Source organism: Achromobacter sp. Root83 (genome assembly GCF_001428845.1).
GTDB lineage: Bacteria > Pseudomonadota > Gammaproteobacteria > Burkholderiales > Burkholderiaceae_B > Achromobacter.
Window position 1 is genome coordinate 168,568 of the sequence record NZ_LMIU01000027.1, and the last position, 14,656, is coordinate 183,223.

The 14,656-nt window shown below is 64.5% G+C and carries 16 protein-coding genes; 4 read left to right on the forward strand and 12 right to left on the reverse strand.

Going from position 1 to position 14,656, the window contains the following annotated elements; genetic code table 11:
• Positions 1 to 144 precede the first annotated feature (144 nt).
• The 3 genes from minC to minE all read left to right on the forward strand — a co-directional run bounded on the left by minC (position 145) and on the right by minE (position 2,349).
• On the forward strand, positions 145 to 1,128 hold the full coding sequence (gene minC, locus ASE30_RS27165; protein WP_057287382.1) for a septum site-determining protein MinC: 984 nt from the start codon (positions 145 to 147) through the stop codon (positions 1,126 to 1,128).
• Positions 1,129 to 1,272: 144 nt separating this feature from the next.
• Positions 1,273 to 2,088, forward strand: coding sequence for a septum site-determining protein MinD (gene minD, locus ASE30_RS27170; RefSeq protein ID WP_057287383.1), 816 nt, complete (start codon positions 1,273 to 1,275; stop codon positions 2,086 to 2,088).
• Between the two features lie 3 nt (positions 2,089 to 2,091).
• A complete protein-coding gene (minE, locus tag ASE30_RS27175) occupies positions 2,092 to 2,349 on the forward strand; it encodes a cell division topological specificity factor MinE (protein WP_057287384.1) in 258 nt (85 codons plus the stop codon).
• Positions 2,350 to 2,434: 85 nt separating this feature from the next.
• On the opposite strand, the gene ASE30_RS27180 is transcribed toward minE, so the two are convergent.
• From ASE30_RS27180 to ASE30_RS27205, 6 genes are all read right to left on the reverse strand, one after another.
• A complete protein-coding gene (locus ASE30_RS27180) occupies positions 2,435 to 2,659 on the reverse strand; it encodes a glycine zipper 2TM domain-containing protein (protein ID WP_057287385.1) in 225 nt (74 codons plus the stop codon).
• A gap of 191 nt (positions 2,660 to 2,850) precedes the next feature.
• A complete protein-coding gene (locus ASE30_RS27185; protein WP_057287386.1) occupies positions 2,851 to 3,384 on the reverse strand; it encodes an isochorismatase family protein in 534 nt (177 codons plus the stop codon).
• A 79-nt stretch (positions 3,385 to 3,463) separates the two neighbouring features.
• A complete protein-coding gene (locus ASE30_RS27190) occupies positions 3,464 to 3,844 on the reverse strand; it encodes a type II toxin-antitoxin system VapC family toxin (protein ID WP_057287387.1) in 381 nt (126 codons plus the stop codon).
• Positions 3,831 to 4,040 (reverse strand): type II toxin-antitoxin system VapB family antitoxin, encoded by a 210-nt coding sequence (locus tag ASE30_RS27195; protein WP_057287431.1) that lies wholly within the window; start codon positions 4,038 to 4,040, stop codon positions 3,831 to 3,833. Before ASE30_RS27195 ends, ASE30_RS27190 begins: the two co-directional genes overlap by 14 nt.
• Before the next feature lie 124 nt (positions 4,041 to 4,164).
• Positions 4,165 to 5,838 carry an energy-dependent translational throttle protein EttA gene (gene ettA, locus ASE30_RS27200; protein ID WP_057287388.1) on the reverse strand — a complete coding sequence of 558 codons (1,674 nt, stop codon included), beginning with the start codon at positions 5,836 to 5,838 and terminating at the stop codon, positions 4,165 to 4,167.
• Positions 5,839 to 5,931: 93 nt separating this feature from the next.
• Positions 5,932 to 6,855, reverse strand: a complete 924-nt coding sequence (locus tag ASE30_RS27205; protein WP_156407798.1) for a DMT family transporter — start codon at positions 6,853 to 6,855, stop codon at positions 5,932 to 5,934.
• A 274-nt stretch (positions 6,856 to 7,129) separates the two neighbouring features.
• Between ASE30_RS27205 and ASE30_RS27210 the strand changes: the two genes are divergently transcribed.
• Positions 7,130 to 7,645 (forward strand): hypothetical protein, encoded by a 516-nt coding sequence (locus tag ASE30_RS27210; protein WP_057287389.1) that lies wholly within the window; start codon positions 7,130 to 7,132, stop codon positions 7,643 to 7,645.
• 528 nt (positions 7,646 to 8,173) lie between these two features.
• Here the strand turns inward: ASE30_RS27210 and ASE30_RS27215 are convergent.
• The 6 genes from ASE30_RS27215 to ASE30_RS27240 all read right to left on the reverse strand — a co-directional run bounded on the left by ASE30_RS27215 (position 8,174) and on the right by ASE30_RS27240 (position 14,417).
• Positions 8,174 to 9,169 carry an ABC transporter ATP-binding protein gene (locus ASE30_RS27215; RefSeq protein ID WP_057287390.1) on the reverse strand — a complete coding sequence of 332 codons (996 nt, stop codon included), beginning with the start codon at positions 9,167 to 9,169 and terminating at the stop codon, positions 8,174 to 8,176.
• Positions 9,166 to 10,146, reverse strand: a complete 981-nt coding sequence (locus ASE30_RS27220; RefSeq protein WP_057287391.1) for an ABC transporter ATP-binding protein — start codon at positions 10,144 to 10,146, stop codon at positions 9,166 to 9,168. The genes ASE30_RS27215 and ASE30_RS27220 overlap by 4 nt, the downstream gene beginning before the upstream one ends.
• Before the next feature lie 55 nt (positions 10,147 to 10,201).
• On the reverse strand, positions 10,202 to 11,116 hold the full coding sequence (locus ASE30_RS27225) for an ABC transporter permease (RefSeq protein ID WP_057287392.1): 915 nt from the start codon (positions 11,114 to 11,116) through the stop codon (positions 10,202 to 10,204).
• Positions 11,116 to 12,105: an ABC transporter permease gene (locus ASE30_RS27230; protein WP_057287393.1), complete on the reverse strand. Its 990-nt coding sequence runs from the start codon at positions 12,103 to 12,105 to the stop codon at positions 11,116 to 11,118. Before ASE30_RS27230 ends, ASE30_RS27225 begins: the two co-directional genes overlap by 1 nt.
• A gap of 59 nt (positions 12,106 to 12,164) precedes the next feature.
• Entirely contained in the window at positions 12,165 to 13,736 is a 1,572-nt protein-coding gene (locus ASE30_RS27235; RefSeq protein WP_057287394.1) for an ABC transporter substrate-binding protein, read from the reverse strand.
• A gap of 183 nt (positions 13,737 to 13,919) precedes the next feature.
• Positions 13,920 to 14,417, reverse strand: a complete 498-nt coding sequence (locus ASE30_RS27240; RefSeq protein ID WP_057287433.1) for a MarR family winged helix-turn-helix transcriptional regulator — start codon at positions 14,415 to 14,417, stop codon at positions 13,920 to 13,922.
• Positions 14,418 to 14,656: the final 239 nt, after the last annotated feature.

Sequence of the window (14,656 nt, forward strand, 5' to 3'; positions counted from 1 at the left end):
ACACGGGAAATAGGCGCTGGAAGGCGCCTTTTTCTTTCGGTGTCCCAGCGGCTCAGGCCGTCCTGGGCGGGTTATCATCCCCGACATCCCGCAGCCGGTTGAGCGCGCCGTTTCCTGGCGCCCTGACCGCCAGCCACAATCAAGATGAACACTGAATCCCTAGCCCTGGACTTCAAGAGCGCCACCCTGTATGCCATCCGGGTGGTTCTGCATAGCGCCGACCCCGAACGCCTGAACGCCGCGCTGGCCAAGCGCATGGCCGATGCAGGCAGCTTCTTCGAAAACGAGCCCGTCGTCATCGACGCCAGCCGCGTCGAGGAAAAAATCGATTGGGCCAATCTGGTCGCGGCCCTGCGCGGCCACAACCTGCCCCCCATCGGGGTGGTGGCCGAGGGCGCCAACCTGCAGGCCGCCCGCGAGGCCGGCCTGACGCCGGTGGAACTGTCCACGCCCGCCGCCCGGCCTGCCCCCGTGGTGGACACCGCGCCGCCGAACGACGTCGCGACGCCCGTGCCCTCGGTGCCTGCCGCGGCCGTGGAAATCGCGCCCGCGCCCACCGACACGTCGGCGGTAAATGGCGCGGCGGCCGATGCTGCGGCGGTCGATACCGCGGCGGTCGATACCGCGGCGGTCGATACCGCGGCGGTCGATACCTCTGCAGCCGCCGCCGCAGCGCCCGGTAAATCCACCGGGAGGCCCGCGGCCGGCGACTCCGCGACGGAACCGATGCCGGCGCGCGCCGCAAGCAGCACCACGTCGGCCTCCAGCCCCACGCCCGCCGCGCCGCACTCGGCTTCGGCGCTGGTCATCACCAAACCGCTGCGTTCCGGCCAGCGCGTCTACGCGCGCCACACCGACCTGGTCGTGATCGGCATGGTGAGCCAGGGCGCGGAAGTCATCGCCGACGGCAACGTGCATGTATATGGCCCGCTGCGCGGCAAGGCGATGGCCGGCGCGCGCGGCGACACCTCGGCCCGCATCTTCACGACGCATCTGGACGCGGAGCTGCTGGCCGTGGCCGGCGTCTACCGTGTGGTCGAGGACAAGCTCGACCGCACACTGCAGAATCAACCCGCGCTGGTCCGGCTGGACGGCGACACCTTGCGCATCGAGGCACTGAAGGCGTAAGCCAACACCCCTGGGTGCGCACGCCTTGAGAGCAGGCGGCGCGGCGGAGCCGTGCACAAATCTCAACACATCCTGTAAGAAGCCTTACACGGGCTTTTTGCTTTACGATAACGCGATTTATTCGAACATAAGGGTTTGATCGTCATGACACGCATTGTTGTGGTGACTTCCGGCAAAGGCGGCGTGGGTAAAACCACGACGAGCGCCAGTTTTTCCGCGGGCCTCGCGATGCGGGGCCACAAAACCGCTGTCATCGACTTCGACGTCGGCCTGCGCAATCTCGACCTCATCATGGGCTGCGAGCGTCGCGTGGTGTACGACTTCGTCAATGTGATCCAGGGCGAAGCCACCCTCAACCAGGCGCTGATCAAGGACAAGCAGCTTGAAAACCTGTTCATCCTGCCCGCCTCGCAAACGCGCGACAAAGACGCGCTGACGCAGGATGGCGTGGAAAAGGTCATCAATGACCTGAAGGACATGGGTTTCGACTACATCGTCTGCGACTCGCCCGCCGGCATCGAGACGGGCGCGTTGATGGCCGCGTACTTCGCGGACGACGCGCTGGTGGTGACCAACCCCGAAGTCTCGTCGGTGCGCGACTCCGACCGCATCCTGGGCATTCTGGCCGCGAAATCCAAGCGCGCGGTCGACGGCGGCGAGCCGGTCAAGGAATTCCTGCTCCTGACCCGCTACAACCCCAAGCGCGTTTCCGACGGCGAAATGCTGTCGCTGGGCGACATCGAAGACATCCTGCGCATCAAGCTGATCGGCGTCATCCCCGAATCGGAAGCCGTGCTGCAAGCGTCGAACCAGGGTCTGCCCGCCATCCACCTGAAAGAGACCGACGTCTCCGAAGCCTACAAGGACGTCGTCAGCCGCTACCTTGGCGAAGACAAGGCCCTGCGCTTTACCGACTACGAAAAGCCCAATTTCCTGAAACGCCTGTTCGGAGGCAAGTAAGCAATGTCCTTCCTGTCGTTTCTGCTCGGTCAAAAGAAATCTTCCGCTTCCGTCGCCAAAGAACGGTTGCAGATCATCCTGGCCCACGAGCGGGGCCGCGGCGACTCGCCCGACTACCTGCCGCAGTTGCAGCAGGAACTTATCGCGGTCATCTCCAAGTACGTGAAGATCAACCCAGAAGACATCAAGGTGCACCTGGAACGCCAGGACACGCTGGAGGTGTTGGAGGTGAAGATCGAGATGCCGCAGAACGAGCCCTGACGCCTCTTGCACGCCGGCCCGCCGGCGTGCCTGCGCATAAAAAAACGCCCGGCATATGCCGGGCGTTCCGCATTGGGACAGACGTTCAGCGCTTGCCGACCTGATCGCCGATCACGCCGCCGATTGCCGCTCCCCCCACTGTGCCAAGTACGCCGCCGTTGGTGATCACGGCGCCTGCCACGCCGCCCAGCGCGGCGCCACCGACGGTGCTCTTTTGACGATGGCTCATGCCATCCCAGGAAGAGCAGCCAGCCATGGTGGCGGTGATGGCCAGTGCGGCACAGATTTTGGAAAGCGATGCGATTTTCATGATGAAGCTCCTATTCTTGTACCCAGGGGCCGCACCGATGAACCTGACGCGAGCGCGCGGTCCCTTTTTGGGTTTAGAGCTTTCAGGATCGCAAAATATCGGAAGCCGGGGTGTTAGGTTTGCCGAGGAATTGTGTCAAAGGGCGAGAAGATCTTTGCGCTCCCCGGGCGCATTGTTGCAGGCGCCGACGGCTATTTGACCAGACGTAACGCGTCACGGAAGCGCGGGTGTTCGCAGGTCTCCAGCCATTCGAAAATCGCCATCTCCGAGGTGACGATTTCCGCGCCGTGCGCACGCGCGCGGCGCAACGCGGCGTGGTGGTCGGAGGACTTGCGCGATCCCGCGGCATCGGCCACGAGCACGGCCTTGTAGCCCAGGTCGACCAAGCCGATCACGGTCTGCAAGACGCAGATATGCGCCTCGCAACCCGCGACCAGCACCGTCCTGCGCGAAGCCGGCAGCCAGCCATCGAAGCCGGGTTCGCGCGCGGCCGAGAAATGCATCTTCTGGAACGTGCCTTGCACCAGCTCGCGCAGCGGATCAACCGTGACACCCAGCATCTTGCTGTGATGCTCGGTGGCGACCACCGGCACATCCAGCAGGCGCGCGGCCTGCGCGAGCTTGTGCGCGGCGTTGAGCACCGCGTCGCCGTCATGGATGACGGGCATCAGGCGGCCCTGCATGTCGACGATCAGCAGGGTGGAATCGGAGGCGGACAGCAGCATGGCGGAATCTCCGGAAATCTTGTGGATAGGACCCATGAGCGGCTGATGGCACCCAACGCCCAAACGAGTCCGTGCAGGCTCAATGATATAGCGGCGGTTCCGCAGACAGATTCAGCGCAGCGGCGATCGCCCGAAGCCGTTTGTCCTTGGTCCACAGCGCTGCCCCAGGGGTTAAACGCGTAGACGCCAGGAGATGCAAATCGACGTACCCAATACCTCTGCCAAACAATTTTTCAGCATGAAGGAAATGCAGGGCTTCGTCGTGGGTCGCGCTTACGGCCCGAGGCAATAAGGTCAAGGCTCCAAGCACCATTTCACGACGCCCGAGAGACCCGAGGGCGAGCTCTCCAACAATGAACGGGTGCGTCAATACATATTCCTTGTTCAGCAACTGGATAAGCCGAGGCTCCCCGGCCGCTCCCAGATGGTCTATCCAGATGGAAGTATCAACCAGGATCATCGGACGTCCGCGTCTGGCGCCGAGGAACCGGTGTGAGCTTCGGTGCGCTTCCGCCGAGTTTGGCGAGGCGCTTCGCCGCCTCTTTCTGCACAAGATTGACCAATGCTTGCTGCATCAGCGCCGATGTTTCCTGAATGCCCGTGTACAAACGAGCCTGCTCGAGCAATTCGTCATCGAGCGTCACGGTCGTGCGCATGCCCGCCCCCTTATGAAGTGGATGAATCACCAAACGCATCATTTGATGCGATTTTTTATTCTATCACCGCAAAAAAAACCCCGGCGCTTTGACCGGGGATTTCAGACTGCTTTACTGTTTGGCCTTACTTCAAGGCCTTGTAGCGCAGGCGCTTGGGCTTGGCGCCCTCTTCGCCCAGGCGGCGCTTCTTGTCGGCTTCGTACTCTTGGTAGTTGCCGTCAAAGAACACCACTTGCGAATCGCCTTCGAAGGCCATGATGTGCGTGGCGATACGGTCCAGGAACCAGCGGTCATGGCTGATCACCATGACGCTGCCGGGGAACTCCAGCAGCCCGTCTTCCAGGGCGCGCAAGGTTTCCACGTCGAGATCGTTGGACGGTTCGTCAAGCAGCAGCACGTTGCCGCCGGCAATCAGCGTCTTGGCCATGTGCAGGCGGCCGCGTTCGCCGCCCGACAGCTGACCCACGACCTTGTTCTGGTCGCCGCCCTTGAAGTTGAAGCGGCCCAGATAGGCGCGCGACGACATTTCGAACTTGCCCACCGTCAGGATGTCGGCGCCGTCGGCCACCGCATCGAACACCGTCTTCTTGTCTTCCAGCGCATCGCGCGACTGGTCGACGTAGGCCAGCTTCACGGTCTGGCCGATGGTCACTTCGCCCGAGTCCGGCTGCTCGCGGCCCGCGATCATGCGAAACAGCGTCGACTTACCGGCCCCGTTGGCGCCGATGATGCCCACGATGGCGCCCGGCGGCACCTTGAAGCTGAGGTTGTCGATCAGCAGGCGGTCACCATAGGCCTTGCTGACATTGTTGAATTCGATGACCTCGTTGCCCAGGCGCTCGCCCACGGGAATGAAGATTTCCTGGGTTTCGTTGCGCTTCTGGTATTCGTAGGACGACAGTTCCTCGAAACGGGCCAGGCGCGCCTTGGCCTTGGCCTGGCGTCCCTTCGGGTTCTGGCGCACCCATTCCAGTTCCTTCTTGATGGTCTTCTGGCGGGCGGATTCCGAGGACTCTTCCTGCTTGAGGCGATCTTCCTTCTGTTCCAGCCACGAGCTGTAGTTGCCCTTCCAGGGAATCCCGTAGCCCCGGTCCAGCTCAAGAATCCACTCGGCCGCGTTGTCCAGGAAGTAGCGATCGTGGGTCACGCCCACGACGGTGCCCGGAAACTTGTGCAGGAACTGCTCAAGCCACTCCACGCTTTCGGCGTCCAAGTGGTTGGTGGGCTCGTCCAGCAATAGCATGTCGGGCTTGGACAGCAGCAGGCGGCACAAAGCCACGCGGCGCTTTTCCCCGCCGGACAGGTTGCCGACGATGGCATCCCAGGGCGGCAGGCGCAGCGCGTCGGCGGCGATTTCCATCTGGTGTTCGATGTCGTCCGAGCCGCTGGAGGCGGCCGCGGCGATGATGGCTTCCAGGTCAGCCTGCTCGGCGGCCAGCGCGTCGAAATCGGCATCCGGCTCGGCGTAAGCGGCGTAGACCTCGTCCAGGCGCTTCTTGGCGGTCACCACCGCGCCCAGGCCTTCTTCAACCGACTGGCGCACCGTGTGCTCGGGGTTGAGCTGCGGTTCCTGCGGCAGATAGCCGATGTTCAGGCCCGGCATGGGAATGGCTTCGCCTTCGATCTCGCGGTCGACGCCCGCCATGATCTTCAGCAGCGTCGACTTGCCCGAGCCGTTCAGGCCCAGCACGCCGATCTTGGCGCCAGGAAAAAACGAAAGCGAGATATCGCGCAGGATCTGCCGCTTGGGCGGCACGATCTTGCCGACGCGGTTCATGGTGTAGACGTATTGGGCCATGGGCTCGTATAGGAGATATAGCTGAGAAACCGTTGATTGTAGGCCGGAACCCTGACCGGCGTGCGGCCGCCGCGATCCAGCCCCGATTCCCGCTCAGGGGGCCTTGCCCCCGCGCGCGCCAAGACGCGGCGTGCGCAGCTGCGCCAGCATCACGCCGGCCAGCGCCAGCGCCCCGCCCACGATGTGGAACATGTGCGGCTTTTCGTCCAGGAACACCGCGGCGATCGCCACCGTGCCCACCGGCATCAGGTTCAGGAACACACTGGCTCGATTGGGCCCCAGATGCTTCACGCCCTGCATCCACAGGAACGGCGCGAACAGCGACGGAAAGATCGCCGCATACAGCACCAGCGGCACATTGGCGGCATTGAGCGGCGACGGCGCCGCCAGCAGGAAGGCCGGCAACTGGAACAGCACGCCGAACCCGACCTGCACGTACAGCGACTGCCACGGCCCCACCGGCAGCCCCCAGCGGCGCAGCAGCACGCCGTACAGCGCGTAGGCCAGCGCCGCCAGCCCCATCAGCAGGTCTCCCGGGTTCGCACCCACCGACAGCAGCCGCGCCGGATCGCCCTCGCCGATCAGCAGCGCCAGGCCCGCCAGCGAGATCAGGCCTCCCAGCATCGCCATCAGGGTGGGACTCTGGCGCAGCACCACCGTCCCCACCGCGATGGTCAACAGCGGAATCATCGCCGTGATGATGCCCATATTGGTCGCCGTGGTGCTCGATGCCGCCACATAGGCCAGCCCCTGGTACAGCGCCATCCCCAGCCCGCCCAGCACCGCGAACTTGGGCAGGTACGGCACGATGAGCCGGCGCTGCGCCCACACGCCCGGCAGCGCGAAAGGCGTCAGCAAGACGCCGGCCAGCGCCCAGCGGTAAAAACCAATGACCGCCGGCGCGATCACGCCGGCGGCCATCTTGGTCACGATCATGTTGACCGACCAGATCAGGGCCGCCAGCAGCGGAAACAGCAGATAGCGGAGGGGAATGGTCGAAGAATCAGCGCGCGTCATAAAACAGGTAATACCGGACGAAGACAGGCGGCAAGTGTAAGGGCGCGTCCGCCGTCATGGAAACCGGCGTCCCTGAAGGGGCCCGCCCATCGCGCCGCAGTACGCCATCCGGATACCTCCGCCCGGGGACCACCGCCGCCCGCGCCATCCGCGCCGCTCCGTCCCCCTCGTCATCCAAGCGTCCGATGCACTGCAACGCGGATCGCGCGACAATAGCGCCTGACTTTACGTATCCGCCGTGCCGTCGCGGCTTCATCGCGCCCTGGAACCCCTCATGTCCGCCTCTGCTACTCCCCCTGCGTCCTTGACCCATTTCAGTGCCCCCGAACTGGACATGCTGGCCAAGACCGCGGACGCCCTCAGCGCCTACCTGGGCAAACCCGTGCTGGCCGAAGTGGTGCTGGGCGACGAGGGCACCGAATGGGTGACCTATGGTGTCCCCATGGACGAAAACGCCAAGGTCGACGAAGAACAGATCCACGTCCAGCTCGGCGGCCCCGGCGCTCGCATCCTCGGCAACCGCGGCGGCCTGCCCCAGTCCGACGACGACACCTATGACTGCCTCTACCTCTGGGCCGTCCAGATCTCGCTGAACGACGGCGAACGCTTCATCAAGCTGGACCAGGACGGCGAAGAATCCGCCTGGTCCGACAACCTGGAAGACGTGCTGCCCTTCGCCCTGTCGGAAGAACCGCAAGCGAATCCGGACGAGGAAGAGGAAGAAGAGGATGACGGCGACGACGAAGACGACGACACGCCGTACGACGACGTCCACGATCACCGTCATTGAACCCGGGCACTACCCGCTCCCACCGAGATGACCGGCACCCCAGCGCCGCCCCGGTGACGGGTGACGGGTGATTGGCGACGCATGCCACATAGCGCATAGCGCATAGCGCACAACAAACCGCACACAGCAACCCGCAACCACCGCTCCGACGTCCCACCATCCCGACGCCAAACAAGGCCGCCCCCGCGGCCGTTTTGGCAGCCCCGCAACCCCTTCCCCCGCGCTCCATCCTCGGCCAAAACGCCAAGCACCCCGCCCTCCCCCGCGGCCGGGGCGATGCGTGCATCGGAGCCTGGGGCGGTGGCGGGCCGGGGTGCGCGGGGAGTCGATGCGCCCGACGGAATCCGAAGGCAGCCGCCGCAGGCGGCAACGAGGATGAGGCAGGGGCAGTCCGGAGCGAAGGCTCCGGACCGCAATCGTTGACCCGCGCACCCCGGCCCGCCGCCGCCCCAGGCGCCTCAAGAACCAGCACCCTGCGCAAGAATCAGCACCCTGCGCAAGAACCAGCACCCTGCGCAAGAACCAGGATCACGCCGAGATCCGCCCCTCCTGCACCGCATGGCAAGCCACCACCGAAACGCCCGCCAGCATCGCCACCGGCGCCTCGGCCCGGCAGCGGTCATTGGCATGCGGGCAACGCGGATGAAACGTACACCCCGGCGGCGGATTCAGCGGATTGGGCACCTCCCCCGCCACCGCCGTGCGCGGCTTGCCCGCGCCATTGAGATCCGGGATCGCCTCCAGCAGCATCCGCGTATACGGATGCCGCGGCCGCGCGAACAGCTCGTCGCGCGGCGCCACTTCCACCATGCGCCCCAGATACATCACGCCCACCCGGTCGGCCACGTGATGCACCACCGCAAGATTGTGGGAAATGAACAGATAGGTCAGCCCCAGCTTGCGCTGCAGATCCTTCATCAGGTTCAGCACCTGCGCCTGCACCGACACATCCAGCGCCGAGGTCGGCTCATCGCAGACCAGGAACTCGGGATTCACCGCCAACGCCCGCGCAATCGAAATGCGCTGCCGCTGCCCGCCCGAAAACTGATGCGGATAGCGCCCCTGATCCGCCGGATCCAGCCCCACCTGCCGGAGCAGATCCCCGACCCGCGCCACGCGCTCCTCGGCGGTCATCCGCGTATGCGTCAGCATCGGCTCAGCAATGATCCGGCCCACCCGCCAACGCGGATTCAGACTGGCATAAGGATCCTGAAAAATCATCTGCAGACGCTTGCGCAAGGCGCGCCCGCCCGGTTCCGACATGCGCGCCAGCGGCTGCCCGTCGAAGCGGATATCCCCGCGGGTCAGGCCATACAGCCCCACCAGCATCCGCGCCACCGTGGATTTTCCGCAGCCCGATTCGCCCACCAGCGCCAGCGTCTCGCCGCGCGCGATCTCGAACGACACCCCGTCCACCGCCCGCAGCATCACCTTCGGCTTGCCCGCCAGCTTGCGTTCCAGCCATGGCGGCGACACATCGAACCAACGCGCCGCATCCTTTACTTCCACCAATGGCGTGCTCATGCGGCCACCTTGTTATTGTCGTCATGCAACCAACAGGCCGCCCGCGACGTACCCGCGGGCAGCAACTCCGGACGATCGTGCGCGCAACGCGGCAAACGCTGGCCGCAGCGCGGATTGAACGCACAGCCCGGCGGAATCGCATTCAACCGCGGCATGCTGCCATCGATCTGCACCAGCCGCTCCGAGTGGCCCTCCAGCGTCGGGATCGATCCCATCAGCCCCGCCGTATAAGGATGGCACGGCTTGTGGATCACATCCGCCACCGGACCGATCTCGGCCACGCGGCCCGCATACATCACCGCCACCCGGTCGGCGGTCTCCGCGATCACGCCCATATCGTGCGTGATCAGCATCACCGCCGTGCCGTTCTCGCGGCACAGGCGCTTGAGCAGCTCGATGATCTGCGCCTGAATGGACACATCCAGCGCGGTCGTGGGCTCGTCGGCCACCACCAGCTTCGGCTCGGCGGCCAGCGCCAGCGCGATCACCACGCGCTGCCGCATGCCGCCCGAGAACTGGTGCGGGAAATGATCAATGCGTTCCCGCGCGGCCGGAATGCCAGTCGACGCCAGCAGCTCCACCGCGCGGTTGCGCGCCTGCGACCACGTCATGTCCAGGTGGGTCACGATGGTCTCCGCCAACTGCCGGCCCACCGTGTACAGCGGATTCAGCGACGTCAGCGGATCCTGGAACACCGCCCCGATCTCGCGGCCGCGCACGCGGCGCATCTGCTCGTCGGGAAGATTGTCGATACGGCGGCCCGCCAGCAGGATTTCGCCAGCGGCAATGCGGCCGGGAGGCTCGAGCAGGCCGATGATGGACGCGCCGGTCAGCGATTTGCCGGCGCCGGATTCGCCCACCACGCCCAGGACTTCGCCCGCCTGGATGGAAAACGACACGTCGTCCAGGGCGCGCAGCGTGCCGCGGCGCGTCGGAAACTCCACGCGCAGATTGCGGACCTCTAGTAATGCGCTCATGTGCGATACCTCAATTCAAATACCTGTTGCACAGGCGCTTCGGGGATGGACCACATCACATCAGCCGCGGGTTGAGCGCATCGCGCAGCCAGTCGCCCAGCAGGTTGACCGACAACACCAGCAGCACCAGCGCCGCGCCCGGGAAAATCGTGATCCACCACTCTCCGGAGAACAGGAAATCGTTGCCGATGCGGATCAGCGTGCCCAGCGACGGCGCCGTCGGCGGCACCCCCACCCCCAGGAACGACAGCGTCGCCTCGGTGATGATGGCCGTCGCCAGATGCACCGTGGCCAGCACCAGCACCGGACCCAGCACATTCGGCAGCACATGGCGGAACATGATGACGGGCGAGGACACGCCGATCACGCGCGCCGCCTGCACATATTCGCGGTTCTTCTCCACCAGCGTGGAGCCGCGCACCGTACGGGCGTACTGCGGCCAGCCGGCAAGCGCGATCGCGCCGATCAGGACCGGGAACGCGATCAGCTCGTGCATCTCGCGCGGCACCGCCGCCCGGGCCACGCCGTCGATCAGCAGCGCGATCAGGATCGCCGGAAACGAGAGCTGCACATCCGCGACGCGCATGATGAAGGCATCGATGCGGCCGCCGGCATAGCCTGAAATCAGGCCCAGCACGATGCCGATCAGCATCGACAGCACCACGGACGCAAGCCCGATCAGCAGCGACACGCGTGTCCCGTACAGGATCGCCGAATACAGGTCGCGGCCCTGGCTGTCCGTGCCCAGCAGATAGGTCTGCTGGCCATTGGCCTCCCAGGCGGGCGGCAGCAGCGCGTCCAACAGTTCGACCTTGGTCAGGTCGAACGGATTGTGCGGCGCCACCCAGCCCGCCCCGAAGGAGCCGATCAACAGGGTCGCCAGCAACAGGGTCGCCACGATGGCCACGGGCGCCCGGCGCCAGGCCCAGGCGATGTCGCTGTCCCACCAGCGTTTGAGTACGGCGCGCATCAGTGAGCCCCCCCGCCGCGAGTCAGCCCGGAACGCAGCCGCGGATCCACGACGAAATACAGAAGATCGACGATCAGGTTGATCACCACGAACACCAGCGCGATCAGGCACAGGTACGCGGCCATGACCGGCACGTCGGCGAATTGAACGGCCTGGATGAACAGCAGCCCCATGCCCGGCCACTGGAACACCGTTTCCGTGACGATGGCGAAGGCGATGATGCCGCCCAGTTGCAGCCCGGTGATGGTGATGACAGGCACCATCGTGTTCTTCAGGGCATGCCCGAAGTGGATGGCGCGGCGCTTCAGGCCGCGGGCGCGCGCGAACTTGATGTAGTCGGAACGCAGGACTTCCAGCATTTCCGAACGCACCAGCCGCAGCACCAGCGTCATCTGGAACAGCGACAAGGTGATGGCCGGCAGGATCAGGTGCTTCCAGCCCGTGGCGGTGAACAGGCCCGACGTCCACCAGCCCACGCTGACCGTGTCGCCCCGTCCGTAGCTGGGCAGCCATCCCAGTTGCACCGAGAACACCAGGATCAGCAGGATGCCGATCAGGAACGTGGGCAGCGAAACCCCAAGCAGGGAACCCGCCAGCAGCATCTGGGACACCAGGCTGTTGCGCTTGAGCGCCGTATACACGCCCAGCGGCACGCCCACGACCAGCGCCAGCAGCGCCGCCACCATGGACAGCTCCAAGGTGGCCGGCAGACGGGACTTCAGCAGCGTGGAGACCGGTTCGCTCTGGCGCAGGGAAATGCCGAAATTGCCTTGTACGGCATTGGCCACGAAATGGCCGAATTGAACGACCGCGGGCTCGTTCAGCCCCAGGCGTTCACGCAACTCGATGCGCTCGGCATCGGTGGCGTCCTGCCCCAGCATGATGGTGACAGGGTCGCCGACGTATTGGAAAAGCACAAAGGCCAGTAGCGCGACGGTGAGCATCACCGCTACGGCCTGCAACAGGCGACGCAGTATGAAAGCGAACATAGGCGAGAAAATGCAAGACGGCGGGAGTCGGATAGACCCCGCCGTCTGGTTAGCCTGGATCAGTCAATCTTGACCCAATCGGCAACGAGGCGATTGTCGGCACGGTGGATGACCGTGACGTTCTTGCGCATGGCCCAGGGGATGACCTGGTCATGCAGCGGAATGTGCCCGAAGTCCTTGGCGTGCCCTTGCAGCACGGTGATGATGTCGGCGTCACGCTTGGCCGGATCGGTTTCCGTCTTGATCCGGTCGATGATGACGTCCAGTTCCTTGTTGCTGTAATTGCCCAGGTTGTACATGCCGTCCGCGCCCTCGCCTTTGGTGCGGATCAGGTTCTGCAGCGTGTACATGGCGTCGAACGTGGGCACGCCCCAGCCGAACAGGTAGGCGCTGGTGTCGAACGACTGCACCTTGGGGAAGTACGTGGAACGCGGCATGGCGTTCATGGTGGCCTTGACGCCCACCTTGGCCCACATGCCCACCACGGCCTGGCAGATGGCTTCGTCGTTGATGTAGCGGTTGTTGGGACAGTCCAGCGTGAAGTTCAGCGTGCCGTCGTAGCCGGCTTCCTTCAGCAGGGCGCGGGCCTTTTCGGGATCGTAGGGCACGCGCTTGTGCACGGATTCCGCCCAGCCATGCACCTGCGGCGCGATCATCGTGCCGGTGGGCGCGGACAGGCCGCGCATCACGGCGCGCTTGATCGCGTCCACGTCGATGGCGCGGTACAGCGCTTCACGCACGCGGATGTCCTGGAACGGATTCTTGCCCTTGATGTTCGAGTACTGCAGCTCGGGGCGCTTCTGGTCCAGGCCCAGGTAGATGGTGCGGTATTCGTTGCCTTCCACGACCTTCTGCGACTGGCGCAGGCGCTCCAGATCCTGCGCGGCGGGGTCCAGCACGAAGTCGATCTCGCCCGACAGCAGCGCCGCGGTGCGCGTGGCGTTCTGCTTGATCGGCGTGAACACGACTTCGGTCACGTTGCCGATCTTGCCTGCCTTGTTCCACCAGTCCTTGTTTTCTTCGAAGACGGTGCGCACGTCCACTTCGCGGCTCTTCAGCTTGTAGGGGCCGGTGCCGTTGGTGTTGCGCGCGCCGTAGGTTTCTTCCTTGTTGACGAAATCCTGCGGCTTGGGGATGTTGTTCTTTTCCGACCAGGCCTTGTTCATGATGAACACGTTGGTCAGCTGGCGCAGCAACACGGGATTGGGCGCCGTGGTCTCGATCTCGACCGTCAGGTCGTCGATCTTGCGCGCTTCCTTGATGCCGGTCGTGTACGCCTTGTAGTTCGACGTCGGCGCCATGGCGCGATGGATCGAAAACACGACGTCTTCCGCGGTGAAGGCGGCGCCGTCATGGAACTTCACGCCGGGACGCAGCTTGAAGCGGTACAGCGTGGGCGACACCTGCTCCCATTCGGTGGCCAGGCGCGGCGAGACCTTGAAGGACTTGTCGTAGTCGACCAGCGGTTCGTAGATGTAGCTGTTGGCGGCGATCGTCATGCCCTCGTTCTGCGAGTGCGGATCGAAGGTGAGGATGTCGCCCTGGGCGGCCCAGCGGAAGGACTTGGCTTGCCCGATCGAGGGCACGGCCACGGCGGCGGCGATCGCGATAGCAATCAAAGTGCGGCGCATAAGTGTCAACTCCTGACAGTAGTCTGAATACCGGCGCGAGTGTGCCTACCCGCAAGACCCGCGTCAATCCAGGGTTTATGCGTACCGGAGACGCTTTTCACAGAGGAACAACAATCGGGGACGCATAAGCTTGTAACAAAATAATCGAAGCGAACAATGTTCGAGTGCGTCGGCGCAACGCCGCTACGCGTCGGACTCAAATGGCAGCTCCAGCGGAACGTGCTCGGTCATCAGGACGCCCAGCATCTCGATCAGGATCGCGGCCTTCTCTTCACCGAACGGGGCCAGAACCGCCTTCTGGTGCTGCAGGGCTTGCTCGCATAACGCCGCGATCAGATTCGTGCCCTTGGCTGTGATGCAGACCCGCGTCTGCCGCCGGTCCGCGCGCACGCCGGTGCGGGCCACCAGGCCGTCGGCCTCCATCCGCTGGACCACCTTGCTCAGCGTGGGCTGCTTGGTGATGGCCAGCACTGCCAGGCTGCCGATGGTTTCGCCGGCGCTGCCTTCAAGACTGGCCAGCACCCGCCATTCGGTCACCGACAGGCCGGCGGCCTTTACCTCGAGGTGGAACTCCGCCGATATGCGCTGGCTGGCTTGCGCCAGCAGATAGGCCAGATAGCCGTCTACAAACCGGGGGCCGCGCGCGCCTGCGCGTCCGCTGCGCTGCTTATCCAACCGCATGTTGCTTTGCTCCCACGCACCGGTATCCAAGATCGCGGCCTCCGCCGAAAAACGCATTGCACCACGGCGGCGCAACCATGCGCCATGAGGTATCGCAATGCTGTTGCGCAGCAAAGGGTATACCCCGAATCTGAAGCGGTTATGCACCACCACGGCGCCGAAAAATAGGACTCCAACCTACAGGACAACCAGTATATACGCCCTTGTTTTAGCGTGATATTTTTCGATTTCCATGAAAT